The following is a 24,959-nucleotide window of genomic DNA, read 5'->3' as shown; positions in this document are numbered from 1 at the left end:
AGGCTTATTTTGAACGCAGAGTTTCTAATGAGTTTAGGCAGAGTCGCACGGGGTTTATCTGCTAAACTCTGTGTTTAACTCCTTAAACACCGCGTTTCTACATGTTAAGGATAAGAGTACCAGAACACACAACAGGTTACACAAAAGACCAGATATTTTTATTTTGTATGAAAATAATAAAATCTGTAACCAGTTTTGCTAAACCTAGGTCATATGGTGGTAAGTACAATTTTAATAGATCATATCATGAATGGAGTTCTTGTTTCAGTCGCAGCCTTTATGGCAGTTTTTGGGATAGCATATGTATTTTTAACCGGGCGCCATCGTGAACGTATAGCCATGATCGAAAGAGGAGTAGATGCGAAAATTTTTGCCGAAGAAAATCGCTCGGTGTCCTATACTCTGAAATTCGGGATGTTTTTTGTGGGCATTGCACTGGGAATTATAACGTATAGTTTAATTGCCAAATATTACTTTGTCAACGATTTCATGGTTATGGGAATGATATTTCTCTTTGGAGGCCTAAGCCTCATTGCCAACTTCCTGGTAGAGCGTCAACTTGAAAAAAAGAAAGAGTAAAAAATGAGCCTCGGTTAAATTTTGTGACTCAAATTTAGCTATAATCCGCTCATTCCTTGCGACTTGTTGTAGCCACACGTGTTGACATGATCATAGGAAAAAATCAGAACCCACAATCCTTTAAATCCTGAAAGGGCGGCAGTCGTCCATTTAATGGAGTCTCAATATCAATCATTCCGAAATCACGATGATGACTAATGCTAATTTCTTGCCAATCATCCTGAAATGATACCGTTTATCACTTTGCTAAAAATCTTTCACCAAGTACCTTGCAAGACATAGTACCTTGATATACCTTTGTTGTATAGATATTCGGAGAAAGCGTAAATAGTGCAGTTAATGCGTGGTCGAATCCTGAAAATTGGAAGACCTGAGTAAGTGTTTTATTACCACAACAAATGCCTTGAAAGCCAGAAAACGCATTGTTTTCGAGCAATATCCTTGTGCCCTTTTAATCTGTTAGCCATATTTTATCACTTAAAGATGAAAACATTTATTCTCAATTTTTTCCTGATCTGCAGCCTCTTCTCGCTGTTGGGCAATCGTGCGTTCGCTCAAAAAGTAGTCGGCCAATATTCCGTCACCGGTTTTGTTACCGACTCCTTGTCGTCTAAAAAGCTGGATTTTATTACCGCCAATTTGATGACAGATCCGAATACGGTCATTAAAGTCGACTACACTAAGGAAAATGGAAACTTCGCTTTTACTGGTTTGAAGCCCGCAAAGTATACCGTCGTGATCGTTGGTGTAGGATATCGCTCAAAAAGCATCGAAGCCAATTTGACTGATTCAACTCAAAAGGTGCTCGATCTCGGAAATATTATATTGAGCGCTGAAACGATCGGGTTAAAAGAAGTCAAAGTAGTTGCAGCGAAACCGATAGTCTCTCAGGAAGTGGATCGTATATCATATGACATGCAGGCCGATCCGGAAAGTAAGGTCAATAGTGTGCTGGATATGATCCGGAAAGTGCCGTTGCTGTCTGTGGATGCGGATAATAATATTTTTATGAAAGGAAATCAGGATTTTAAAATTCTGATTAATGGCAAGCCTTCGAGTATGATGGAGCGTAATTATCGTGATATTCTCCGCAGTATGCCAGCGTCTTCAATTGTAAGAATTGAAGTAATTACAACTCCTCCATCTAAATATGATGCAGAAGGTCTGGCTGGGATTATTAATATTATTACCAATAAAAAAATTGATAACGGCTATAACGGTTCATTGAACGCAAGTCACAAATTTCCGGCTGGCGGGCCCGGAATGGGCGGTTCTGTGACGGCGCGTTTGGGAAAATTCGGTTTATCAGCTTTTGGTGGGGCCAGTATCTATAATACCCCTGTGATTACCAGCATCAATCAAAGAGAGACGACCGGAGAAGTGCCGTCTTTACTAACGCAGCCCGGAACGGAAAAACAAAACAGCCGCAGTGGATATATGGGATATGAGCTTTCCTATGAGCTGGATAGTTTGAATCTTTTCTCAGGTCAGTTCAATCTTAATGGCGATCGGTTTAACAACTGGAGTTTGCAGGAAAGCAATTTGGTGCAGAATGATGAATTATATCAACGCTATGTTTTGCGGAATGGTTTTACCGGAAAAGGCCTGGGACTGGACGGCGGATTTAATTACCAGCGTGGGTTCAAAAAAGATAAAAACCGTATGCTGACGTTCTCTTACCGCATTTATGGATACAAAAACGACCGTACGAACAACATTGGAATCACGGATAAGATTAATTACGATATGCCTGATTACCGACAGTTCAACGACCAGAGTTTTGGAGAACAAACAGCTCAGGTCGACTTTGTATATCCTCTCAAAAAGTTGAGTATTGAAGCTGGCGTTAAGGGTATTTTCAGAAGCAATAAAAGCAAATTTCAAACCAGCGTAGCGACAGGCGACGGGGGAGATTATGTAGTAGATCCGAAGTTGAGCAACGATTTTAATAACCAGCAAAACGTGTTCGGTGCATATAATACCTACCAGTACAATTTAAAGAAGTTTACACTTAAAGCAGGCGTTCGTGTAGAGCAGACCATCATCAAAGCCGATTTCATGTCGACCGATTCGAAAGTTGCCAGAAATTACTTTAATGTAATACCTTCTGTATCAATGAGTCATAAGATTAATGACAAAACCAGCTTCAATTTAGGCTATTCGCAGCGCATCCAGCGTCCTGGAATATGGCAGCTGAATCCGTTTGTTGACAAGTCGAATCCGAACTTCGAACGCACGGGAAATCCAGACTTGAGGCCAGCTTTGGTGAATGATATTCAACTTGGTTTTACCTGGTCTAAAAAAATATCGGTCAATGGAAGTTTAGGATTAACATATTTTAAAGATCTTATTTTTCAAGTACTTACCTATGATTCTACCACCAATATTACCCGCACTTCATATGGTAACACAGGAACGGCAAAGCTCCCGATGTTGAATGTGAATATCAATTATCCAATTACGAAAAAGTGGAATGCGAGTCTCAATGCACGGGTTGCCTATGGTTTTGTCGAGGGGCAGGTTGAGGGTAAGTTGATTAAAAACAAGGGAGCTATGTACGGCCTGGCGCTGACGACAGGATACCGATTCGAAAAGGGATGGCGCGCGACTGCGAGCTTCTACGGCAACGGACCGAACCTGTCATTTCAAGGAACAACGAATGCCTTCTTTAGCAATTCATTCAGTGTAAACAAGGATCTAATCACTGATAAATTGACGCTTTCAGCTTCTGTTAACAACCCTTTCAATAAATACCGGTATAACCACCGGGAGTCATTCGGGACTGATTTTACTCAATATACCGACCGTTGGGACTATTTCCGGTCGTTTAATTTCAGCGTCAATTACAAATTCGGGAAACTGAAGGACGGTATCAAAAAGAGCCGCCGCGGTATCCGGAATGACGATGTTCAAAATGGGGGGTAGGGTTTGTCAGGAATTGTCATAATGTGGTCAGTTTGTATCAATGGTTGTCATTAGTTGCGGTGACGTGGCCATTTGGATTTGAAATGAGGGATATGGTTGTATGGCTTACTCGGTTTGAAAAGTTTTACGGGACGGATATATTCTGGAAATATGGTAATATTAGGTTTGAATTTGATATGAAAACTACCCGGATATGTTACCTGAATATACCGTTCCCGCTCAGACCCGTATAGGTCATGTTCATTTGAAAGTCTCTGATTTAGACAAGGCGCTGGAGTTTTACTGCGACTTACTTGGTTTCGAAATAACTACCCGGTATGGACATCAGGCTGTATTTATTTCCGCCGGCGGCTATCACCATCATATTGGTCTCAATACTTGGTACAGCAAAAACGCACCACCCGCGCCAACCCACGGCGTGGGTTTATTTCATACTGCCATTTTATATCCGACGAGAAAGGATTTGGCGGTGATATTCAAGAGATTACATCTGGCCAACTATCCCCTCACCGGTGCCAGCGATCACGGTGTATCAGAAGCTTTATATCTCAATGATCCCGATGGAAATGGTGTAGAGTTATATTGGGATCGCCCCCAGGAAGAGTGGAGTTATCTTGAAGACGGATCTCTGGAAATGTACACGCGTAGCTTAAATTTAACAAGTTTGTTGGCAGAGTTGGCTTAGAATTACGATCTGTTTACCATAAGACTTATAACCAGAATTCCTGTTCCATATAAGCGGAACAGAAATTCTGGTTTTATAATATTCATATTCAACGGCTGTCTAGCAATATTCCCCGATCCTTCGGACTGTTAAATCAATATTCATAAATTGGGAAAATGATAAACTGATGTAAAGCTCTGTCGCTGTTTATAATGCCAATAAAGCTTGGTCAATACAATTTTAACTAACACCTTATAGCTAAAACCTAATACCTAATGAAAAACCTATCCAGTCTCGCGCTAGGACTGCTTTTGAGTACCGCACTAACCACTTTTGCCCAGAAATCCAATCCTGTGGTTGACGCCATTGTGAAAGAGGCCACTGAAAATTCCCAAATTGAAAAGCTCGGTCATGAGCTATTGGACGTTGTGGGGCCCCGACTTGTCGGCACGCCGCAAATGGCGCAGGCACATGAGTGGGCAGTATCCAAGTACAAAACCTGGGGGATCGCCGCCAGAAATGAGAAATGGGGCGAATGGCGTGGCTGGGAACGAGGAGTGACGCATATTGATATGGTTTCCCCGCGTGTAAAATCGTTGCAGGGAATGCAGTTGGCGTGGAGCCCGGGTACGGGAGGAAAAACAGTGACCGGAGACGTGGTCATTATTCCTGATCTGGCGGATTCTCTGGCGTTTGAAAAGTGGCTTCCTTCTGTGAAAGGTAAATTTGTGATGATATCGATGTTGCAACCCACCGGCCGTCCTGATTATAACTGGGAGGAATTTGGAACGAAGGAATCATTTGAAAAAATGAAAAAAGACAGAGATGCCCAAACGGAAGCCTGGACAAAAAGAATTGCAAAAACGGGTTATACCTTGAAAACGTTGCCTGTTGCGCTTGAAAAAGCGGGAGCAGTCGGTGTCGTGGCTTCATATTGGTCAAAAGGATTTGGAGCAAACAAAATTTTTGGAGCAAATACCAAGAAAGTACCGACGGTTGATATTGCGTTGGAAGACTATGGTCTGCTTTTCCGTTTGGCTGAGTCAGGTCATACACCGAAAATCAGTGTTCGAGCAGACTCAAAAGAAAATGGCGTGGTGCCGACTTTTAATACTATTGCTGAAATTAAAGGAACGGTAAAACCTGACGAATATGTGATTCTATCGGCCCATTTTGACTCATGGGATGGAGGAACAGGTGCAACCGATAACGGAACCGGAACTTTGACGATGATGGAAGCGATTCGAATTTTGAAAAAGGTATATCCGAATCCAAAGAGAACCATATTGGTTGGTCATTGGGGAAGTGAAGAGCAGGGGTTGAACGGTTCACGTGCGTTTGTAGAAGACCATCCGGAAATTGTCAAGAACATCCAGACGGTTTTCAACCAGGATAATGGAACCGGGCGTGTCGTGAATTTGGCAGGACAAGGTTTCTTAAACTCATATGATTATCTGGGTCGCTGGTTAACTGCGGTGCCCGAGAATATTCGTAAAAATATTGAAACCAGATTCCCTGGCGCACCAGGTGCTGGCGGTTCTGACTTCGCATCTTTTGTGGCTGTGGATGCTCCAGCGTTTTCTTTGAGCTCGCTGAACTGGTCATATGGAACTTATACCTGGCATACGAACCTAGATACGTTCGACAAAATCGTATTTGATGATGTAAGAAGCAATGCGATCGTAGCTGCGATTATGGCATATCAGGCCAGCGAAGATCCTGCGACAACTTCGAGACAAAAAATAGTATTGCCAGCGAAACCAAACGGCGACCCGGGAACCTGGCCTGAGCAGAGGAAGGCGACTAGGAGAGGTGGACTGGATTAATTTTCGGAAGTATGATTATCTGGTAATTCAGCCGTGGTTTGGTATAGTCCGAATCGCGGCTGAGTTGTAAATTGGGAATATCAATATGCAGGAATTGACATTGCCTAGATAAGCCTATTTATTGGTTTAAAAAGTCATCTACTAGAGCCCTGCGTTCGTCTTTAATCAGTTCAAAAAATGAAGGCGCTTTTTGAATTCCCGCTGACCTTCATAGCTTTGAGGATATATCAAAGAATACAATCTATCATGCATATACAACAAACTGTCGATCCGGCGAGCGGAAGTCTTCTTATTAAAACTTTTGAGTCGGAAGCTGCGCCTGTTCATGAAATTTTCAAAGCAGGCAAGGACGAACTTTGGTGGCAATCAGAAAAAGAATTATGGCTGGGGCTTGGAAAGACGCCGAATTTGCCAACGCTTTTGACGATATTCCGCTCGGTTTTTCATAAAAGAAAAGACCGCTGGCCGGTGGATATTACGCTGGACGGCAGAGGGAAAACTGCGGATTGGATCGAGATGGCGGTGAATGGTATATTACTTGGTGGATACGATATCCAGCTATATAAATCATCACCGAAGCCACTGAGCGATTTTTTCGGAGAGGGTGGAAGGCTAAATATATGGGTGGATGAAATTTCTGATTCAATTGAAAAAGGAATATCGCTGGCGCAGAAAACGGCAGGTGTTCAGGTTCGTATAATGGATTTAATGAACGCTCCGGGAAATTTTAAAACCCCGGCAGTTTTAGCAATGTGGGCTGAAAAATCTGCGGCCGCGAATGGATATAAATCTGAAATAATAGATAAATCAGGTCTGGCGGAAAAAGGGCTGCATGCCTTACTTTCTGTTTCAAAAGGAAGTGCAGAACCGCCCTTTTTGATTGTGACCGAATATGCTCCTGAGCATTATACCAAAACTGTAGCGCTAGTTGGAAAGGGTGTTACGTTTGATACCGGAGGAATTTCGATTAAGCAATCGGCCAATATGCACCTCATGAAGAGTGATATGGGTGGAGCCGCTGCTGTGCTGGGTACTGTGGAGCTTGTTGCGCAATTAGGCTTGCCGATTCGCGTAATAGGTGTGGTTCCCGCAACTGAAAACTGCATCGACGGCGAATCGACAAAACCTGGAGATGTGATCAGTTCATATGCTGGCAAAACCATTGAGGTGATCGATACCGATGCGGAAGGGCGACTGATACTCGCCGATGCGCTCACATATGCCATTAGAAATTACAGCCCGGATACTGTTATTGACTTGGCTACATTAACTGGTAGTGTCGTCCAAACGCTTGGATATGAGGCGGCTGGTTTGTTTACAGCCAATGATGACCTTGCTCTGGAAATAAATATTGCGGCTGAGGAAACCGGAGAAAAAGTATGGAGGCTCCCCATATGGGATGAGTATAAAGAGGAGATCAGCTCGGATATCGCCGATGTGAAAAATTACCATGGAAAACCGTTGGCAGGAGCCATTGTTGCTGCCAAATTTTTGGAAGTTTTCACAGAAGAGCACCCGCGTTGGGCGCATCTTGATATTGCAGGGGTAGCTTTTGGAGATATCCAATTTGTGCCAGGTCGGGCAGGAACAGCATATGGTATTCGCCTGCTAAGAGCTTATTTGTCAAAGCTTTCAGAGGCGTGATTCTCTTTAATTTCTGTAGGTATAAGGTTCAAATAAGCTGAAATAAAATATTAAAGAGTTTCAAAAAAGCAGGTACTTTTTGTTAGATTTGGGAAAGGACGTATTGCGTCGGGAACTCCATTGCACACCAACAGCTATTTTATGACGGGAAATCTTACTTTTCTTTGTATATCAACTTTTTTCAAGGGCAACGATTTTTTAAAAGCTTGTAAGGAAGCTGGCAACAGGGTGTTTCTGTTGACCGACAAAAGACTGGAGAACAAACCGTGGGTCAGGGAATGTGTAGACGAGTTTTTTTATATTGAAGTAGGGGAGGATGGGGCTTATAATATGGATCAGATCATCGTGGGGCTTTCTCACGTCATGCGAACCAGACCTGTTGACCGAATCGTCGCCCTGGATGATTTTGATGTTGAAAAAGCAACACTTTTAAGAGAGTATTTCAGGATTCCCGGCATGGGGCAGACCACCGGAAAGTATTTCCGTGACAAACTCGCCATGCGGACCAAGGCGCTGGAATCGGGGATTCGGGTACCGGGCTTTTCTGCGCTGTTTAATGATGACGAGATTAATCGATTTATTGCAAAATATCCCGGTCCGTGGATGATCAAACCGCGATCGGAGGCGTCCGCGACAGGTATTAAGAAACTGAGTAACGCGGATGAGCTTTGGGAGACCATTCATAGTCTGGGTGATAAGCGCCACGCCTATCTGGTCGAACAGTTCAAACCAGGTGACGTATATCATGTTGATTCTATCTCTTATAATGGCCGCGTGGTTTTCATATGGTGCAGCAAATACCTCGCTCCCCCGTTTGATGTTGCTCATGGTGGTGGAATTTTCCGGTCCGTGACCGTTCCTTTCGATTCTTCAGAAGAACACGCACTTGAAACGCTTGCGATCGATTTGTTAAAAGCATTTGGGCTTCGTCATAGCGCGTCGCATACCGAAGTGATCCGTTGCCATGATGACGGTAAATACTATTTTCTCGAAACTTCGTCCCGGGTGGGTGGCGCACATTTATCTGAAATGGTGGAGGCCGCTTCGGGCATAAACCTTTGGAAAGAGTGGGCCAAAATGGAAACCTGTGAAGCTTCCGGGATCGACTATAAATTGCCACCTGTTCGAAAGGAGTATTCAGGAATTGTGATATCGCTGGCTCGGCAGGAATATCCTGATATCTCCCGTTTTAACGACATGGAAATCGTCTGGCGTATGTCTGAACCCTACCATGTTGGGTTGGTCGTTCGCGCCAATAAACTCGAAAAAGTAATGGAGTTGTTGGATAAATATGCAGAGAATATCCAAAACGACTTCCATGCTTCGGCTCCAGCACCCGACAAGCCAACACATTAGGGAGTTGTTAGCTAATAGCTATTAGCTTTTAGGGCGGTTCGCTAACAGTTACTGATAAGTTTGGCTCAGGGGTTTTTCGAGTAACAGTGAATAATAATTGCGGCAAAACCTTCCGTCCAAAGATTAATTACCATTATTGCGAGTTAGTGAGTTATTAATCTTTGGTGTTCCTTTTTTATCTCCTTGATTCTCCGTCTCACCACCATAATTTCCTATGGTCGAACCCTTGTGTCCATTGCGTCCATTGCGGTTAAATAATACTTCCGGAATATTGGTTATTTCGACAGTCGTTATCTATTTTTAACCAAATCATTTCGACTAAAAATTTATTAAAATATCGAAGAATGGCTGCCAATGTGAATCGCAACTATCCTGATGGATACCGAATGCCGCGTAAAAATGTATTGCTGGTAAGTTGTATGGATCTGCGTTTGCTTGATGAAATCGTCGGATTTATGGAACATGACAATCTGACTAACCGTTATGACCAGTTTATTTTGGCGGGCACTTCTCTAAGTGCGTGTTTCGCGGCGTTTTCGGAAGATTATAATCATGATGTCACAAGTAAGTTTGAGGACTTCAAAAACTGGAAAGGTTCGCTGTTCAACCACATCGGTCTTGCGATCGATTTACACGGAATTGAGGATATCTATATTATGGAACATCGGGAGTGCGGAGCTTATAAATCATTCCTGAACGGCAGTGAATTTTTAACCGACGATCATGAAAAAGAGGCACATACTAAATATGCGGCGAGATTGACAGATGAGATTATTACCAGTGATTATCACCCGCAGATGAGATCTCTGCATGTCCATAGTTTTCTGATGGATCTTCGTGGAAATGTAGAATTGCTGCACACCACTGATCCGGAAAGCGCACTTTCCGGGCTTAACTGATTCAATATCAAGACTTACGTTTAAGTATATCCGGTTCGGTTTTAAGGAAATTTTCAAGGTTGTTGAGGATATGTTCGTCAACATGGTAAAATTGACATAATGAGTTTAAAAAAAATCCTAATCATATCAGGAGGAGTACTGCTTCTGATCTTTGGGTTTCTGCAATCGTTTGAATTAGGTGGATCTACGACTTATTGGGAAGGACAAGTGCCTGTTACACCCGATAAGAAAATGAAAGTCATTTTGACGATACGAAAGAACTGGATTGGACAGGCTACTGGGAAAATCACCTTGTCTGAAAAGCAACTGTTCAACCATCGCATCAGTAGTTGCAGAATGTCCGTCGACTCTTTGTCATTTATGATCGAGGATGCGGCTCCTGAAATTGAATTCCGTGGGGGCATCAAAGGCGTGTCGATTGATGGCCTATGGAAAGCAGGTTCTCAGGTTGAGACAAAAGTTACCTTTTTACAGATGGACGAGATGGTTGTAAGGCAAGCAGAAGCAAATGGGATGATTTTGTTTGCGAAAGAAAATTCGCTTTATAGAAAGAATGTTAATTGGGACAGTCTCGATCATATTCGATATTTCAGCGTCGATGGTGTGCTGCCTGACTCGGTTCTGAATGTGACTTATCACAGGTTGTGGACTGTTTTGAAAGATAGTCATGGAAACCTTATTTACAAGGGTAAGCCAAGCTCTAATCCATATACTCTGAAAGTCAAAAGTCGCTCCAAATTCAAGCTGATTAATTACTTTTATCTGTTCCGGATGTCTCCTCAGATGTTCGATAGGAATATTGCCTACATTCACATTCCAGCGATGACTCCTCTTGGACAGGAGGATATAGATAATGCAGCAGCGGAAATTCAGAAAGCTATTTGCAGTTTGGATTACAATAAAAATACCAGCTGGATTATTGATTTGAGGGGAAATAGCGGAGGGAATTTTAACGCCATGATAGTCGGTCTAGGAAATCTGGTAGGCAATGGGGTGGTAGGCTACTTTGTTAAAGACAGCACGAATCAGGAATTGCTGCTGACCGACAAAGGATTCTTTCAAAATGGCCAATTGGCCGCAAGCAGGTCTTCTGAAAATTGTTTGATTCAAAACTATACCCCTCGGATCGCCGTGATTATTGGGGGTGGAACGGCGAGTGCTGGTGAAGATATATGCATTGCCCTAAAAGGGCGGCCTAATACGAAATTTTTTGGCGAACCTACCAGAGGGCTGGTTTCAGTTACATCAGTTTTAACACTCGATCCGGGGCGAGATACACGATTTGTTCTGGCTACTTCCAATTTCAAAGATCGGACCGGAAAGACATATCTACAGGCAATAGCACCGGATGTTGAATTGACTACGGATGACGATTTTAGCGATTTGAAGCATGATGGGAAAATTTTGGCGGCGATCAAATGGCTGAGATCAAATTAGTTTTATCGACCGAGAAGATAAAAGCATTTTTTTATTTATAAATCAATACTTGTTTTTAAACAGCTGGAAAATTTGAAGTCATGTAAATCTCTACACAAAGAACAGGTCGCATCAACGCTATTGATAGTGATGTGTTTGACCACTATGTTCTCTCAGCCATCTTTCGCACAGCATTTAGGAGAGAGAGTTGATAGTCTGTTTCAATTTTACAATGACAAGAAACCCGGTGGTCAGTTGGCGGTGAGCAGAAACGGGGAGGTTATATATTCGAAAGCTTGGGGGTTCGCAAATTTGGAAAACAAAACTTTGGTCACAACTAAGAGTTTAATTGAGGCGGGATCGGTTTCAAAGCAATTTACGGCTGCTGCCATTCTGATATTGGAAGATCAGGGATTGTTATCGCTCGACGATGCTATTTCCAACTATGTTTCGGATCTGCCTTCCTACGGATCCAAAATACTGATAAGGCACCTAATTCACCACACCAGCGGGTTGCGGGAATGGAGCGATATAGCAGAGCTTGCAGGATGGCCGTTAGTGCTTAATATTCCGGATAATCGAAGTGTTATGGATATGATTCGTCGTCAAGGCAAGCTTAATAGTGTGCCCGGTGAATTATACAATTACAGCAATTCCAACTATATTATATTGGCTCATATTGTTGAAAAGGTGAGTGGATCGTCATTGCCTGACTTTACAAAGAAGTATATTTTCGATCCTGCCGGAATGGCCCACACGCAATGGCGCAACGATTACTGCAAGATTGTGCCCAATAGAACCTATGCATATGAGGTTGTGAGTGGGGAATTCAAAATGTCAATGCCCGAAAACAACATTTATGGTCCTGGTGGTCTATTGACTACCGCTGAGGATCTTCTGAAATGGAACGAGTTTTATAGTAATGGAAAATTGGGAGGCAAACTGAAAGAGAAGCAAATTGCTTCGGATACTTTAAATAACGGTGAGGTCAACAATTATGCAGCCGGGCTTTTTATTGGCGGCAAGGGAGCTGATCGCACTTTTTATCATGGTGGTGCCACCGCGGGATATCGAGCCAAACTTATTTGTTCTCCAAATCAGCAATTGTCTGTGGCTTGGTTGAGCAATACTTCAATGCTGGATACTACGGGGATTGATCCCGCTATGGACGTTTTCCAAATGCTTGCCAGGGGAGAAGGGGATTTTTCTCCAATCGAAAAAGAACCGAAGGGTGTTGCCGATACTGAGAAACTTAAATCTTATGTCGGCCTGTACAAAAGTGGACAAAGTTCGAGGGACGTAGATATAACATTAGGAGCTGACGGGCTTCTGTTATCAGAAACGATATTGAAGCCGCTAGACAAAGCACAATTCAAATTTTACAGTATCACTTTATCCTTTGATGGTTACGGAGGGTTGATTATCGCGCCTCCTTTTTCTGACCTGATGCGTTATCACATCAGCTCTGTTGAAGCTAAAAAAGACCTGAAAGAATATTTGGGAAAATACTACTCAGAGGAAGTTGGCGGCGTGATCGAAGTTAGAAAGAAAGATGATAAAATTGAGCTGCAGCTAATTTCGGGGCCTGCATATTTGATGGAACCGTCTTATGCAGACGGATTTCTCGTTAGAGGTATCAAAGCGGATCTTCTTTTCAAACGGTCGAAAAAGAAAAAGATTCAGTCTTTTGAAATTAGTACCTCCCGAAGCTGGAACATCGAATTTAAAAAAGTGTACTAGTCTTCAGGATAACTAAGAGAGGTGCTCCTGAAAGTTAAAATTTCAATTTCCGATGGCTCTTAAAAATTAAAGGGGCGTTGCTATCTTTTCCTCCTGCAACTTCTTCGCATGCGCGTATATACTGACCAGGATATCATAATCATCTTTTACCCATTTACCCGTATTGGCTCCTTTGTAGGAATTGCTGCGCAGGTAACTTTCATATAGATTGTATGCCTTCATCGCACCCTCTTTTGAGTGAAATGTATTGATCCACGACTCTGGAATATAGTTAACAGAAACGATACCAATGCCTCCGTTATATATCCTGATTATTCCTTCTGAAAATTGCCAGGATACGATCGCCTGGTCGCGGTCGGTGGCGGCTTTTAGGATGTAGCAATTGTGCTGGATATAGTTGATCACCTTGGCCTCGAGTTGCATGTCGCTTTCAGCAAGGGTTGGTTTTAAACGCCAGTTATTGTTTTTGGAATGAAACGGATCTTCCGAGAAATTTTCCAGGGGTCTGGCATATTCTGAAAATGTTTGAGACGCAGCCGTTTTATCAGATTTTAACTGAATCGTTCTGCGGCCATATGCGTCGGTACCGAATATGATCAGCACTTTGCGGACTTCCTTTTCATCTTTCAAAGTAAGTGTTTGCTCACTGATGGAATATCCTCCAAATTCATAGCGACCGTCACCGTAGATTTCCGTGAAAGTACTATCGGGGAAGAATGAAATGACCATGCCATTTTGGACAGCTTTCTGTTTCTTCGCATCTGCTAGTAATCCATCTTCCTCCTTTTTATTGACGATTTCCTTTTGATCTACTTCAGCCAGCAGCCAGCTGCCTTTTAAATCCTGTTTGTCATTGAGCTGGCTGGTTTGAAGTGACTTGTCGGCATCTGTCAGCGTCTGTTTATTGATAATGTGGCACTTTTCCAGCATGATCAATACGAGTAGAAATATGATTTTTATGTAGGTCATTTTTAGGGAGGTTGTTGATGGTGAGGTTATTAGGGTTAGCTGAATTCGAGCTTTGATGTTTCGAAATTACGAGATATCTTTTTTAAAACATAGAAGTCAACAAGCGTGTAGGTTGTCAAACATGAGATATTTAAATACCATTTTTCTCGATTCTAAATTTTGTGGAATGGAATTTTTTGACAAAAAGTTTGAGCAACTACAACCGAAAACTCAGTTTTCTGCCATACTTATGTAAATAATTCAAAAAAATCTCTAATTTGCCCAAAATCTTAATTTTAGCCATAGCCATGAATACTGCCATGTTAACTTTCTTCCTTCGGAAGACACTATTCTTCTTGTTTCTGTTGATTGCAGTTTCCTTTTTAGCCGATGTAGGATTTGCTTTGCTAAAAGGCGGGCTTTGGAGTGTAACCTTCGGTAAGTGGCTGGGTGCACTTAGTATTTCGAAGCTGGCTTTATATACAATTGCAAGTATGGCAAATGGACTTTACCATACTTACAAATTGCGTAATAGTCTGAAAAGCGAATAGGCGTTACGGCAACTTAAATGCCTGACGGCCTAACAACAGCCATTCTCCTTTTACTTTTTGCCAAACCATAAAAACCCCAAGTTTAACAGATGCGGGGTCTTTTCCTTTGTTTTCGGTATTGCCCATCAGCTTGTGACGGACAGTTGCCACATCTCCAGACAAGACAACGGATTGATCCTGCAGTTCAATTTTTGTAAAGTTGGATTCGCCGCTGATGATCGCCCGAATGAACTCCTTTTTGTCTTCTAATAAACCTGACGAGTGGCCATAATTGAGTAAGGGAGATGTCAGTTTCCCAAGTTCGGCCTCGTTGGCATCTATCATGGCTACGCGTAGCTTCTCAACAGCAGCGGCAATCGCTTGTTCATCTTTCGACTGAGCAAACGCGCTGAAAGTTCCAATCAAGATCAACGCAGTCAGTATAAATATCTTTCTCATTGTTTTTAAAATTTAACAGGATTTAGTATTACTATTGAAAGCAAAACGTTTGCAATATATAACGTCCCGCCTATATCTTAACTTCTTCCATTTTAGGTGCAAACAAATGCATGACCACCCACGCGAGCATATATGCACAACCGCACAACACGAAAATGATATTATAGCCACCTCCAATATTCCCCGCCGCTTTGTAATGATCTAAGATCAGGCCAACCAAAAGCGGAAACAAAATACCTCCCACTGACCCAGCCATGCCGCCGATACCCACCACCGAACTCACTGCTCTTTTGGGAAACATATCACTTGCAGTGGTGAAAATATTAGCACTCCAGGCCTGATGTGCCGCTGCAGCAATACTGATCAGAACTACTGCCTGCCATATATTGGTGGTATATTGAGCCAGCATAATCGGCATTACGCATACCGCGAATAGAAACATGGAAGACTTCCGGGCTTTGAATACAGGCCAACCTTTATTGATCAAATAGCCTGAAAGATAGCCACCGCCAATACTGCCAATTGTCGTTGCAGTGTAAACGATCACGAGCTCCAGACTCGGTCTGGAAAGATCGAGTTTAAATGCTTCAGCGAAATAGGATGGAAGCCAATACAGGAAAAACCACCAGATAGGATCGGTGAGCATTTTTCCAAAAACAAAAGCCCAGGTTTGTCGGATTTTAAAGAGATCAAGCCATTTTACAGGAGTTTCATTTCCTGTTTCTATTTCGTTATCGCTTGTGATATATGCCTTTTCAAGATCGTTTGAGAGTGGCTGCCGGGCGGGTATTTCATAATAACGGATCCAGAAAAATAGCCAGACGAACCCGATAGCCCCTGTTATCAGAAACGCTTCCTGCCAACCATATGTGCCCAATACCCACGGAACCATAATTGGAGCAACGACCGCGCCGATATTGGCTCCGGAATTAAATATCCCCGTCGCAAGTGCTCTCTCCTTTTTTGGAAACCACTCCGCGGTAGCCTTGATAGCCACAGGAAAGTTTCCTGCTTCGCCAAGCCCCAGGAGGGCCCGCATGAAGGCAAAACTGAGTGTTCCAGTCGCTACTGCATGTAGTAAAGCGGCGATACTCCAAACTACGACGGCGATAATATATCCTAATTTGGTGCCGATTCGGTCGATGATCGCGCCAAAACCAATCAGAGAAATAGCATATGCAGCTTGGAACGCCATGACTATATGGCTAAAGTCCGATTCTGTCCAACCAAATTCGGCTTCCAGTGTTGGTTTTAAAAGTCCCAGAACCTGACGATCCAGGTAGTTGATGGTAGTGGCAAAAAATAGTAGTGCGGCTACGCGCCAGCGGTATTTCGTCATTTGGGTTTGCATGAATGAACGGATTAAGAAGGTATCTGGGAAAGGTTTTTGGCGTAATGATTATACAAATTCAACTTTGTTTATGAAAGAAGTTAAAGCTGAATATGGCTCCTGAGCTATTAACATCTTGATATATTGAACGATTTGGGCCTGCAAACCAGGGATATCAGACAGGTTAATGCCCCATATTCTGGGCTCTGACAGTATTCTGAAAACCGTCTCTTTAATGGAATCCTGATGCCAGTGCTGGGAAACAATCGCGGCATTTTCGTCATTGTACAGATAATAACTATTGTGGTTTTTTTGTGCAAACGAAGCGCCGTTTTTCCTGCCCGGTTTAGTGAGTAAAATAAATGCAGCCATACCGAAGGTGATATATTCAGGTAACGACTTGTTGTCTGCCACATATTTCAAAAGGATCGGAACCACACGAGCCTCCATTTTGGCGGAGTAATTATAGGAAATATGTTGCCATTTATGTTCCAATAAGGTATTTCTGAACCGGTCAAGAACCATTTCCGAATACTTTTGGGCGGTATCAGCATCGATAGAATAGGGGATCGTCCGGGCTATTTCGTTCTGCATCAGATTGGTGATAAAAGACGAAAATACAGCGTCTTCCATCGCTTGCCGTACCGTCTGGATATCGCACAAATGTGCTAGTGCGGCACATAAAGTATGCGTTCCATTTAGCAAACTGAGCTTTAATGCAAGGTATTGGTTGATATCTTCTGTTACGACAATACCATCGTCAGCTTGGGTGAAGCCCAGTTTTTTAACCAGATTTTCATCGCCCTCAATAGCCCATAGACGATAATGTTCGGCAACAATCATCAAGTCGTCCCGATAACCCAGCTCCCTTTCAATTCGCTCCCGTTCTGCCTCTTCAGGCAAACCGGGAATTATCCTGTCGACAATTGAATTGCAGAACGTGTTGTGCTTTTCCAGCCAGTCGATAAACGAACTTTCCAGACCGTTACGATGAGCGAGTTCCATCACGATCGCCTCCAGTCGGGAGCCATTTTCATGAATTAGTTCGGTTGGAATAATGACCAATCCGCTTTCTGGACGGCCGCCAAAGGTTACGAATCGGGCATATAAAAAGGCCAGTAACTTACCCGGGTATGAAACGGGCGGCCATTGGTATATGTCATCCTGCACGAGCTGAATTCCCAATTCGGTCGTGTTGGAAATGACTAGTGAGATATTCGGATTTTTTGCACAATCGAGTACCAACGACCACTGTTTTTTTGCTGAAAGAACGCGACTAATCGAAGTGCATATGGTCGTTTCTTCAATCAGTTGGCCGTCTTCATATCCCTTGGAATATATGGTATATAGATTATTTTGCTTGGCAAACGTCTTAATATCAGTTTGTTCTGTTGTTTTTACAATAACCACCCTTCCGTTGAATATGCCCTGCCTGTTAGCCTTATCGATAAAATAGTCCGCAAGGCCTCTTAGCAAAACCCCCGAACCGAACTGCAACACCTTTTCAGGTAGCCGTAGAACCGATTCTTCGGCGATCTGCACCTTGGCATTCTTTCGAATGTTGTTCAAATTCTCACGGAAAAGATGTGTTTTCATAATGTGTATCCTCAATTTTAGGGCAATGTCAATAGCCAGCGCGCAAGGTCTTTCCCTGCCTGGAAATTTTGAAAGGAATTATCAATCCGTCGGCCGTCCAGATATTCGTTGTACAGCCATGGGTCGCCCACAGCAAACACAGTTCCTTTCCCTACTTTCGAACTGGCCAAAATAATATCACCGCCGTCGATCAGTAGTGGTTTTGCCGGGGCGGTCAATTTTAGTGGGGATAATTCTTTGATATATAGCTTGTCTTCATTTTTGAAAACTGATTTGGCAGCCGCCGAAACGATAATTTTTCCCTGTTCAAACTGTAATCCCTGAACCATATTTCTATTTTTTGCCGTAAACTCGATTCCGAATTTTTTGGCTAATTGATTAAAATGTGGGATCTCGCAGTTAGCAGTGTCGTTGGCCATCAGCACCAAAACTCCGCCATTTTTTACCCATATCTCAATTGCAGATATATCTTCTTTCTCGATATAGTTGGGATTCGGCGATTCCTTTTTGGTATCCGGATCACAGATAATATAGACATTCACGCCAGCAAGCGATTGGGCTGTTGGCCTGCCTTTAATGGATGTGGTTTTGGCACCCAATTCACGAAACGTGTTGCCCCAAAGCCAGAATCCTGAATGCATTCTATCCTCCCAGGTATAATGGAATGGCTCATCATTTCCCAGCAGATTTTTACGCGTCTCTTTATTAAAATGATAATCCAGCCCAACCGTTTTTCCTTTCCCGACGGTATTCTCATTCGCTATTTCCATTTCCACGCTTGCAAAAATGAACGGCCCGATTCCTTTCAGATCGTTTTTTCGGATCGGTTCACTTAGGTAGTATTCGTAGCTGCCATCGCGATAGGGGGTGCCACCAAGGCCGCCAACGCTCACCGTTTTATTAAGGCTCACCGTTCCATCTTCTTCCTTTCCGATGAAATTTTTCAGAATACCAGCATACCCCTTTTGGGCCGCGGCCGTGTATGTGGCAGGGATATAGCCCATGCGCGCCCCTTTCGCCAAAGCATATACGAACATACATGTTGAAGACGCCTCAAAATAGTTGCCAGCCCGGTTGCCCTGATCGGTGATTTGATACCATAATCCGGATTTTGCATCCTGATATTTTACCAGAACAGGCGCCAATCTTTTAAGATATCCAATTAATTCAGGACGTTTTGGATGATTTGCAGGAATATAATCCAGCACTTCAACAAGTGCCATAGCGTACCAACCAATCGCCCGCGACCAGAAATGAGGCGATAAACCCGTTGTTTTGTCGGCCCATTTTTGTTCACGGGTTTCATCATATCCATGATAGATCAGTCCTGTCTTTTTATCAACCGCATTTTTTTCGATCAATGCAAACTGGAGTGCGATGTCGTCAAAATGTTCCGGATGGTCAAACAGAAGTGAATACTCTGCCGAAAACGGCTCGGCCATAAAAAGTCCATCTAACCACATTTGACCCGGATACCTTTTCTTATGCCAGTATCCACCTTCTTTTGTTTTCGGTTGATGCTCCAGCTGCGCCCAAAGCTTATCTGCCGCTTTTTTGTATTTATCCTTATCCGGTAAAGTTTGTTGATGAAGGGTTAACAAGATACGGCCTGTCGAGATGTTGTCGAGGTTATATTCATCTTCTTTATAACTTCTGATCGATCCGTCGGCACTTACATATTGGTCAATATCCTTGCGGATATATTCAAAATATTTTCCTTCGCCAGTCCGATACCACACTTTTTCAAGCGCTTTGAGCATAAGTCCTTGTTCATAATCCCAGCGTGTAAAATTGTTTTTTCCTACCAGGATCGAGTCCTTATGAGTTTTCATAAAAGAATCAGCCATTCGAACTGACCAGGGAGGCTCCGACTGCGCAAATGCACCGAAAGAGAGGAAGAAAAATGCTGTTAATATGCGGCACGAAAGGCTGGATGACATGGGTATATTCTTAAGATTCGAATTTTAGATTACAAAGTCCTCGCGATAAGGATTGAACACGTCGACCAGAACCCCTTTTTCCAAACAAAAGGCTCCGTGTACAAGATGGGGAGGTATATAATAAGTATCTCCGCCAACAAGTGTCTCCGTTTTTCCGTCGATTGTGATTTCAAAACTTCCGCTTTCCACGTAGCTCATCTGCGTGTGATAATGGCTGTGCAGTGCACCCACACCTCCTTTTTCAAAAGCCACTTTGACAATCATCATATTTTCGTCATAAGTCATGATCTTTCTTTTCAATCTTCCTCCGAGTTCTTCCCATACGATATCGTTGTCGTGGGTAAACCACTTGTTTTTTACTGTCATTTTTGGCTGTTAGCTGATAGCTATTAGGTTTTAGCAATTAGTATTGTATCTGTTTGTCAATTAGTTATCTCGCCTTTCTTTGGGAGTAATTTTCACTTTAAACTGCGGCTGTATTAGTTTTTTACAAATGCTGTTTTTGGTGTTTTCTCGCTTAGCTCGACTACTTTCGTTGTTCCTTTTTCGTTGGTATTGATCAGGCGGATGTTTTTGCTTTTAACGCCATCTACTTTCAGTAAAAGCGCTTTTCCGCTGGCGTATCCGATATTGTCGAGCGTCACATTCTGGCTGTTATACACCTGCATGACGGTTTGGTCTTTGGTACGAAGCTTTACGTTTTTCAGATTAATGTTCTCGCCTTCAATGCATATCAATCCCTTATTGCATTGAATATCAACATTTTGAATTCTGATATCTTTTATACTCATCTCAGGCAATCCGCGAACCATGATGCCGGTTTCTGCTCCCTTGCAAACTAGATTGCTGATATTGAAATTTTGGAAAACAGGCGTTCCTGCATCAACCGGCATGGATTTCACTACCGGCATTTCCGCTTTCTGACCGGCTTTTGGAACGGGATCAACGGCCATATAATACATATCAAACAGAATGGCTTCACCCGGAATATTGGTCATGTTGATATTTGAAACATAAATATTCTCAACAACGCCTCCCCTTCCGCGTGCTGTTTTGAAACGTAAGCCGACGTCAGTTCCCAGGAAATTGCAATTGTTGACATATATGTTTTTTACGCCTCCAGACATCTCGCTGCCAATCACAAAACCGCCATGTCCATGAAAAACAGTACTATTCTGCACAATCACATTTTCAGTTGGCCTTCCGCGTTTTCTGCCTTCTTCATCTCGTCCAGATTTGATGCATATCCCGTCATCACCGACGTCAAAAGTGCAATTGTCGATAGACGCGTAAGTGCAGGATTCAAGATCCAGCCCGTCACCATTTTGGGCATACCACGGATTCTGAACCGTCAGATTTTTGATCGTGATATGGTCGCATAGCATAGGATGAAGGTTCCATGCTGGCGAGTTGCGAAACGTAACGCCGTCCAGAAGGATTTCACGGCATTCAGTAAGACGGATCAGATTTGGTCGGAGATAAGAACGGAAAGGTTCGGCATTTTCCACAGTATACCCCGCCGATATATTACCTACATTTTTCTCGTTGCTCCCCTTTTTAATAGCCTCCGTAGGGTACCAGGTTTGTTTATCTTCTCTCAAAACTCCGCCTGAAGTTACCAATTTCTGCCACTGACCATCAGTCAGTTTCTCCTTTTTAACGGAACGCCAAACCTGGCCGGCCCCATCGACTATTCCTGATCCGGTGATGGCAATATTCGTTGCACCAGTCGCGCTTATAGGCGATTGGCAACGGATTGCATCCAATCCTTCCCAACTGGTTTTGACCAACGGATAATCCTCATATTGATCGCTGAACTGAATGAGTGCTCCCTGCGCTATATGCAGATTAACACTGTCTTTCAATACAATAGGGCCAGTAAGCCAGAAGCCCGCGGGGATCAGCACTGTTCCACCGCCATTCAAATTACATGCAGATATTGCTTTTGCAATCGACTCAGTATTAAGCGTAACGCCATCGGCTTTTGATCCATATTGGCGTATATCAAAAGTATCTTTTTTGAACGCCGGAGTAATGATTCGGGGCAATTCAAAAACATATAGGTCCGTATCTCCAAATTTGGAAAGTTGCTTGCCCAGCTCGGGAATGTCTTTTAATACTGCAGAGGCCACGAGAGAGGCGATTGATTCGGCACCATATCTTGAAAAATGGGTGTCGTCGTGAATGCCTTTTGGAAATTTCTGATAAATACCGCCAGCCAAATGTAAAAAGAGCGATTTTGATTTTTCAACTCCCTGATTTTCAATTAGTTTTTGGCTCATTGCGTGCAAATCTATCAAAGGTACTTTCTGAGAAGCCGCAACTGCTTTTACAGCCGCCGGATATTCGCCGTGTGTATCGTAGAATTTACCTTTTTCATCAAATCTTCTTCGTACGACCGGCGTCAGCAACACAGGATTGCCGCCTTTTTTTCTCGTTTCGGAAATGAATTTGATGAGGTTGTCACGATAGGCAGACTGCGGAGCGGCATATCGGCTGGTATCCTGATCTTTGGAATCGTTGTGACCAAATTGTATGAATACCCAATCGCCCCCTTTCATTTCATCCACTACCTTTTTCCATCGTCCTTCCGTTATAAAGCTTTTGCTGCTCCTGCCGTTCATAGCATGATTCTGCACCAAAATCTTTTCTGATTGGAGATATTGCTGAAATTCCATTCCCCAACCAGTTTCGGGTGCGTCGCCCGGTGCCTTGTTTGCCATCGTGGAATCTCCGACAAGAAAGATCGTCGTTTTTTCGGATGGGACGAAAAGCATGGCAACCAATACGAACGAGGCAATAAAACTATGCATAGTAAATGTTGTCTTATTTATAGAAATGCAACAGGATATAGTATAGTGCGGGATTCGAAAAGACAAACCAGTTTATATGTAATAATTATAATTATCAAATAATAAATTGTCTTTTGTTGTGCAATCGTTATCGGGAACGTTGCCAGAAAGCCTGCGAGATGGAATTGGAGTGAAATGTTTTGCTTCAGACCTGGTCTCAGAAGCATATGCACAGAAATGCCGGAAGTTGAAGGCTGAAATATTTTTGCACTATTCCGATATATTGAAAAAAGCGAAGCCGATTGTATTCATCAAAACAACCGGCTTCAAATCACTATTTAATATCCGTGTGATTAATCTAGGGCACATGATAGCCGAAAGCCGACAGCCCTACCTCAATCCCGTAATCGCTACCGCGTCCATATCAGTATAGTCTTTATTTTCTCCTGCCATTCCCCAAATGAATGAATAATTAGCGGTTCCACAGCCAGAATGGATAGACCACGGCGGGGAAATAATAGCTTGTCTGTCAGCCACCCAAAGATGCCTTGTTTCTTCAGGAGCGCCCATTAAATGTAGAACACGCTGCCCCTCCGGTACATCGAAATAGCAATACGCTTCCATCCGACGATCGTGGATATGCGCCGGCATGGTATTCCAAACACTTCCCGGACTTAATACCGTCAGTCCCATCACCAACTGGCAACTTTGAATACCCTGCATATGGATATACTTGTATATCGTGCGCAGGTTAGAAGTTTCTGAACTGCCGACCGTTACCGGTGTGGCTTCTTCCTTGGTGTAAAGTGTCGTGGGGTAAGTTTGGTGCGCTGGCGATGAAAGCAGGTAAAATGCGGCTGGGTTAATTGCATCCACGCTTTTAAAGATTACTTCCTTTGTCCCTTTTCCAACATACAAACAGCCCAGTTTGCTGATCGAATATTCTGTTCCGTCGGCAATTACGACACCGTCGCCACCAATATTGATAATTCCAATTTCACGACGTTCCAGAAAATACTCGGCTTTCAGGCTGTCACAAGTTTGTAAAGTTAAAGGTGCCGAAACCGGTAGCGCGCTTCCGATCAAAACCCTATCATAATGTGAGTACACAAATGATATCCGATCTCTCTCGAACAATTGTTCTATCAAAAAGTTATCCCTCAGAGACTTCGTGTTCATTTGAGACACTTCTTTAGGGCTTGATTCAAATCGTATTTCCATAATATATTGCGCCTGGCGGCAAATTGTTTAATGTAAAATTCAGGTAAGATGATCATCGACCATTGTTCACGTAACCGTTAACTTTTCTGACTTTATCTTCCCATCCAGCCGCCATCCACAGTGAGAATGGTGCCGTTTACGTAGTCAGATGCAGAGGAGGCCAGGAATATTGCAGGGCCTTTGAAGTCCTCTGGCAGACCCCAGCGGCCCGCCGGAATACGATCCAATATAGATTTACTTCTTACTGGATCTTTTCTCAACGCTTCGGTATTATCGGTGTTGATATATCCCGGAGCGATTCCGTTGACATTCACGCCTTTACCAGCCCATTCGTTAGCCAAAGCTTTGATTAATCCGCCGATAGCGCTTTTTGCAGCAGTATATCCAGGGACATTGATTCCTCCCTGAAAGGTGAGCAGTGATGCAGTGAAAATGATTTTTCCATATCCTCTTGCTATCATTTCTTTTCCCAATTCACGGGAAAGTATAAACGGAGCATTGAGGTTGATATCCAGAACGTTATCCCACATTTCGTCCGGGTGTTCGGCTGCTGGTTTTCGTAAAATAATTCCGGCGTTGTTGATCAGGATATCAATCACCGGATGGTCGGCTTTGACGGTTTTTAAAAACTCGTAGATCCTTTCGCGATTTCCCAGATCGACGGCATATGGGAAAAACTGACGCCCTAAATTGGTCACCTCCGTTTCCACCTCACTGCCGGTTTGAATGGAAGAAGATATGCCGATGATATTGGCACCGGCTTCGGCGAGGGCAATAGCCATGGCTTTTCCAATGCCTTTGTTACAACCAGTGACGAGCGCGGTCTTATTACTTAATTCGAATAACTTTGAGATGGACATTATGTGTTTGTAAACTAGTTTGCGGCCCCTATCGACTTATCTTGCTTTTAAAAATTACAGATGGGAAGTGCAACGAGTTTAGGGTAGAAAATGTTAGAAATCAAACATTTAATTGTCTTTTTTTGTGCAATCGTTATCGGGAACGTTGCCATTCACTAAGTTGTGCCAGTAATTTGAATTTAATTTTGCTTTTTTAAATGAGAGGAGCAGGAACGAGAGGTGTGTCAGGTGCAA

At 43.1% G+C, this 24,959-nt stretch carries 19 protein-coding genes; 10 read left to right on the top strand and 9 right to left on the bottom strand.

What is annotated here, in order from left to right; all coding sequences use genetic code 11:
* The first annotated feature begins 213 nt into the window (after window positions 1-213).
* The 9 genes from AC1XUD_RS10985 to AC1XUD_RS10945 all read left to right on the top strand — a co-directional run bounded on the left by AC1XUD_RS10985 (window position 214) and on the right by AC1XUD_RS10945 (window position 13,049).
* Window positions 214-579 (top strand): DUF6249 domain-containing protein, encoded by a 366-nt coding sequence (locus AC1XUD_RS10985; protein WP_483361041.1) that lies wholly within the window; start codon window positions 214-216, stop codon window positions 577-579.
* A gap of 483 nt (window positions 580-1,062) precedes the next feature.
* Window positions 1,063-3,504, top strand: a complete 2,442-nt coding sequence (locus AC1XUD_RS10980) for an outer membrane beta-barrel family protein (protein WP_483361040.1) — start codon at window positions 1,063-1,065, stop codon at window positions 3,502-3,504.
* Window positions 3,505-3,697: 193 nt separating this feature from the next.
* Complete coding sequence (locus AC1XUD_RS10975; protein WP_483361039.1) at window positions 3,698-4,189, top strand: VOC family protein; 492 nt, start codon at window positions 3,698-3,700, stop codon at window positions 4,187-4,189.
* Between the two features lie 254 nt (window positions 4,190-4,443).
* A complete protein-coding gene (locus tag AC1XUD_RS10970; protein WP_483361038.1) occupies window positions 4,444-5,994 on the top strand; it encodes a M20/M25/M40 family metallo-hydrolase in 1,551 nt (516 codons plus the stop codon).
* 177 nt (window positions 5,995-6,171) lie between these two features.
* On the top strand, window positions 6,172-7,638 hold the full coding sequence (locus AC1XUD_RS10965) for a leucyl aminopeptidase family protein (RefSeq protein WP_483361037.1): 1,467 nt from the start codon (window positions 6,172-6,174) through the stop codon (window positions 7,636-7,638).
* A 141-nt stretch (window positions 7,639-7,779) separates the two neighbouring features.
* Window positions 7,780-8,994, top strand: coding sequence for an ATP-grasp domain-containing protein (locus AC1XUD_RS10960; protein ID WP_483361036.1), 1,215 nt, complete (start codon window positions 7,780-7,782; stop codon window positions 8,992-8,994).
* Between the two features lie 344 nt (window positions 8,995-9,338).
* A complete protein-coding gene (locus AC1XUD_RS10955) occupies window positions 9,339-9,893 on the top strand; it encodes a hypothetical protein (RefSeq protein WP_483361035.1) in 555 nt (184 codons plus the stop codon).
* A gap of 99 nt (window positions 9,894-9,992) precedes the next feature.
* The gene (locus AC1XUD_RS10950) at window positions 9,993-11,330 is read left to right on the top strand and encodes a S41 family peptidase (RefSeq protein ID WP_483361034.1); all 1,338 of its coding nucleotides are present in this window, start codon (window positions 9,993-9,995) and stop codon (window positions 11,328-11,330) included.
* A 129-nt stretch (window positions 11,331-11,459) separates the two neighbouring features.
* Window positions 11,460-13,049, top strand: coding sequence for a serine hydrolase domain-containing protein (locus tag AC1XUD_RS10945; RefSeq protein ID WP_483361033.1), 1,590 nt, complete (start codon window positions 11,460-11,462; stop codon window positions 13,047-13,049).
* Between the two features lie 66 nt (window positions 13,050-13,115).
* Here the strand turns inward: AC1XUD_RS10945 and AC1XUD_RS10940 are convergent, their stop codons facing one another.
* Complete coding sequence (locus AC1XUD_RS10940; RefSeq protein WP_483361032.1) at window positions 13,116-14,018, bottom strand: hypothetical protein; 903 nt, start codon at window positions 14,016-14,018, stop codon at window positions 13,116-13,118.
* 287 nt (window positions 14,019-14,305) lie between these two features.
* Here AC1XUD_RS10940 and AC1XUD_RS10935 point away from each other — a divergent pair, with 287 nt between their 5' ends.
* The gene (locus AC1XUD_RS10935) at window positions 14,306-14,548 is read left to right on the top strand and encodes a hypothetical protein (RefSeq protein ID WP_483361031.1); all 243 of its coding nucleotides are present in this window, start codon (window positions 14,306-14,308) and stop codon (window positions 14,546-14,548) included.
* A gap of 3 nt (window positions 14,549-14,551) precedes the next feature.
* Here the strand turns inward: AC1XUD_RS10935 and AC1XUD_RS10930 are convergent, their stop codons facing one another.
* The 8 genes from AC1XUD_RS10930 to AC1XUD_RS10895 form a co-directional block, all read right to left on the bottom strand.
* Window positions 14,552-14,986, bottom strand: coding sequence for a nuclear transport factor 2 family protein (locus tag AC1XUD_RS10930; RefSeq protein ID WP_483361030.1), 435 nt, complete (start codon window positions 14,984-14,986; stop codon window positions 14,552-14,554).
* 70 nt (window positions 14,987-15,056) lie between these two features.
* Window positions 15,057-16,337, bottom strand: a complete 1,281-nt coding sequence (locus AC1XUD_RS10925; RefSeq protein ID WP_483361029.1) for an MFS transporter — start codon at window positions 16,335-16,337, stop codon at window positions 15,057-15,059.
* A gap of 48 nt (window positions 16,338-16,385) precedes the next feature.
* On the bottom strand, window positions 16,386-17,912 hold the full coding sequence (locus AC1XUD_RS10920) for a tagaturonate reductase (protein ID WP_483361028.1): 1,527 nt from the start codon (window positions 17,910-17,912) through the stop codon (window positions 16,386-16,388).
* A 17-nt stretch (window positions 17,913-17,929) separates the two neighbouring features.
* Window positions 17,930-19,852, bottom strand: coding sequence for a glycoside hydrolase family 88 protein (locus AC1XUD_RS10915; RefSeq protein ID WP_483361027.1), 1,923 nt, complete (start codon window positions 19,850-19,852; stop codon window positions 17,930-17,932).
* A gap of 24 nt (window positions 19,853-19,876) precedes the next feature.
* Entirely contained in the window at window positions 19,877-20,218 is a 342-nt protein-coding gene (locus AC1XUD_RS10910; RefSeq protein ID WP_483361026.1) for a cupin domain-containing protein, read from the bottom strand.
* 113 nt (window positions 20,219-20,331) lie between these two features.
* Window positions 20,332-22,665 (bottom strand): glycosyl hydrolase family 28 protein, encoded by a 2,334-nt coding sequence (locus AC1XUD_RS10905; protein WP_483361025.1) that lies wholly within the window; start codon window positions 22,663-22,665, stop codon window positions 20,332-20,334.
* 369 nt (window positions 22,666-23,034) lie between these two features.
* Entirely contained in the window at window positions 23,035-23,865 is an 831-nt protein-coding gene (gene kduI / locus AC1XUD_RS10900; protein ID WP_483361024.1) for a 5-dehydro-4-deoxy-D-glucuronate isomerase, read from the bottom strand.
* Window positions 23,866-23,957: 92 nt separating this feature from the next.
* Entirely contained in the window at window positions 23,958-24,725 is a 768-nt protein-coding gene (locus AC1XUD_RS10895; RefSeq protein WP_483361023.1) for an SDR family NAD(P)-dependent oxidoreductase, read from the bottom strand.
* Window positions 24,726-24,959: the final 234 nt, after the last annotated feature.

It is taken from the genome of Dyadobacter sp. HNCC25DJ184 (assembly GCF_056895215.1).
Note: the sequence above shows the minus strand (reverse complement) of the source record. Positions and strands in the feature narration are given on the sequence as shown.

What these genes read in the sequence shown, in the direction of transcription:
- AC1XUD_RS10905 (WP_483361025.1), bottom strand. Translation starts at nt 22,665, where the DNA reads ATGCATAGTTTTATTGCCTCGTTCGTATTGGTTGCCATGCTTTTCGTC.
- AC1XUD_RS10945 (WP_483361033.1), top strand. Translation starts at nt 11,460, where the DNA reads ATGTGTTTGACCACTATGTTCTCTCAGCCATCTTTCGCACAGCATTTA.
- AC1XUD_RS10950 (WP_483361034.1), top strand. Translation starts at nt 9,993, where the DNA reads ATGAGTTTAAAAAAAATCCTAATCATATCAGGAGGAGTACTGCTTCTG.
- AC1XUD_RS10985 (WP_483361041.1), top strand. Translation starts at nt 214, where the DNA reads ATGGTGGTAAGTACAATTTTAATAGATCATATCATGAATGGAGTTCTT.
- AC1XUD_RS10980 (WP_483361040.1), top strand. Translation starts at nt 1,063, where the DNA reads ATGAAAACATTTATTCTCAATTTTTTCCTGATCTGCAGCCTCTTCTCG.
- AC1XUD_RS10930 (WP_483361030.1), bottom strand. Translation starts at nt 14,986, where the DNA reads ATGAGAAAGATATTTATACTGACTGCGTTGATCTTGATTGGAACTTTC.
- AC1XUD_RS10915 (WP_483361027.1), bottom strand. Translation starts at nt 19,852, where the DNA reads ATGTCATCCAGCCTTTCGTGCCGCATATTAACAGCATTTTTCTTCCTC.
- AC1XUD_RS10895 (WP_483361023.1), bottom strand. Translation starts at nt 24,725, where the DNA reads ATGTCCATCTCAAAGTTATTCGAATTAAGTAATAAGACCGCGCTCGTC.
- kduI (WP_483361024.1), bottom strand. Translation starts at nt 23,865, where the DNA reads ATGGAAATACGATTTGAATCAAGCCCTAAAGAAGTGTCTCAAATGAAC.
- AC1XUD_RS10910 (WP_483361026.1), bottom strand. Translation starts at nt 20,218, where the DNA reads ATGACAGTAAAAAACAAGTGGTTTACCCACGACAACGATATCGTATGG.
- AC1XUD_RS10920 (WP_483361028.1), bottom strand. Translation starts at nt 17,912, where the DNA reads ATGAAAACACATCTTTTCCGTGAGAATTTGAACAACATTCGAAAGAAT.
- AC1XUD_RS10965 (WP_483361037.1), top strand. Translation starts at nt 6,172, where the DNA reads ATGAAGGCGCTTTTTGAATTCCCGCTGACCTTCATAGCTTTGAGGATA.
- AC1XUD_RS10940 (WP_483361032.1), bottom strand. Translation starts at nt 14,018, where the DNA reads ATGACCTACATAAAAATCATATTTCTACTCGTATTGATCATGCTGGAA.
- AC1XUD_RS10925 (WP_483361029.1), bottom strand. Translation starts at nt 16,337, where the DNA reads ATGCAAACCCAAATGACGAAATACCGCTGGCGCGTAGCCGCACTACTA.
- AC1XUD_RS10960 (WP_483361036.1), top strand. Translation starts at nt 7,780, where the DNA reads ATGACGGGAAATCTTACTTTTCTTTGTATATCAACTTTTTTCAAGGGC.
- AC1XUD_RS10975 (WP_483361039.1), top strand. Translation starts at nt 3,698, where the DNA reads ATGTTACCTGAATATACCGTTCCCGCTCAGACCCGTATAGGTCATGTT.
- AC1XUD_RS10935 (WP_483361031.1), top strand. Translation starts at nt 14,306, where the DNA reads ATGAATACTGCCATGTTAACTTTCTTCCTTCGGAAGACACTATTCTTC.
- AC1XUD_RS10955 (WP_483361035.1), top strand. Translation starts at nt 9,339, where the DNA reads ATGGCTGCCAATGTGAATCGCAACTATCCTGATGGATACCGAATGCCG.
- AC1XUD_RS10970 (WP_483361038.1), top strand. Translation starts at nt 4,444, where the DNA reads ATGAAAAACCTATCCAGTCTCGCGCTAGGACTGCTTTTGAGTACCGCA.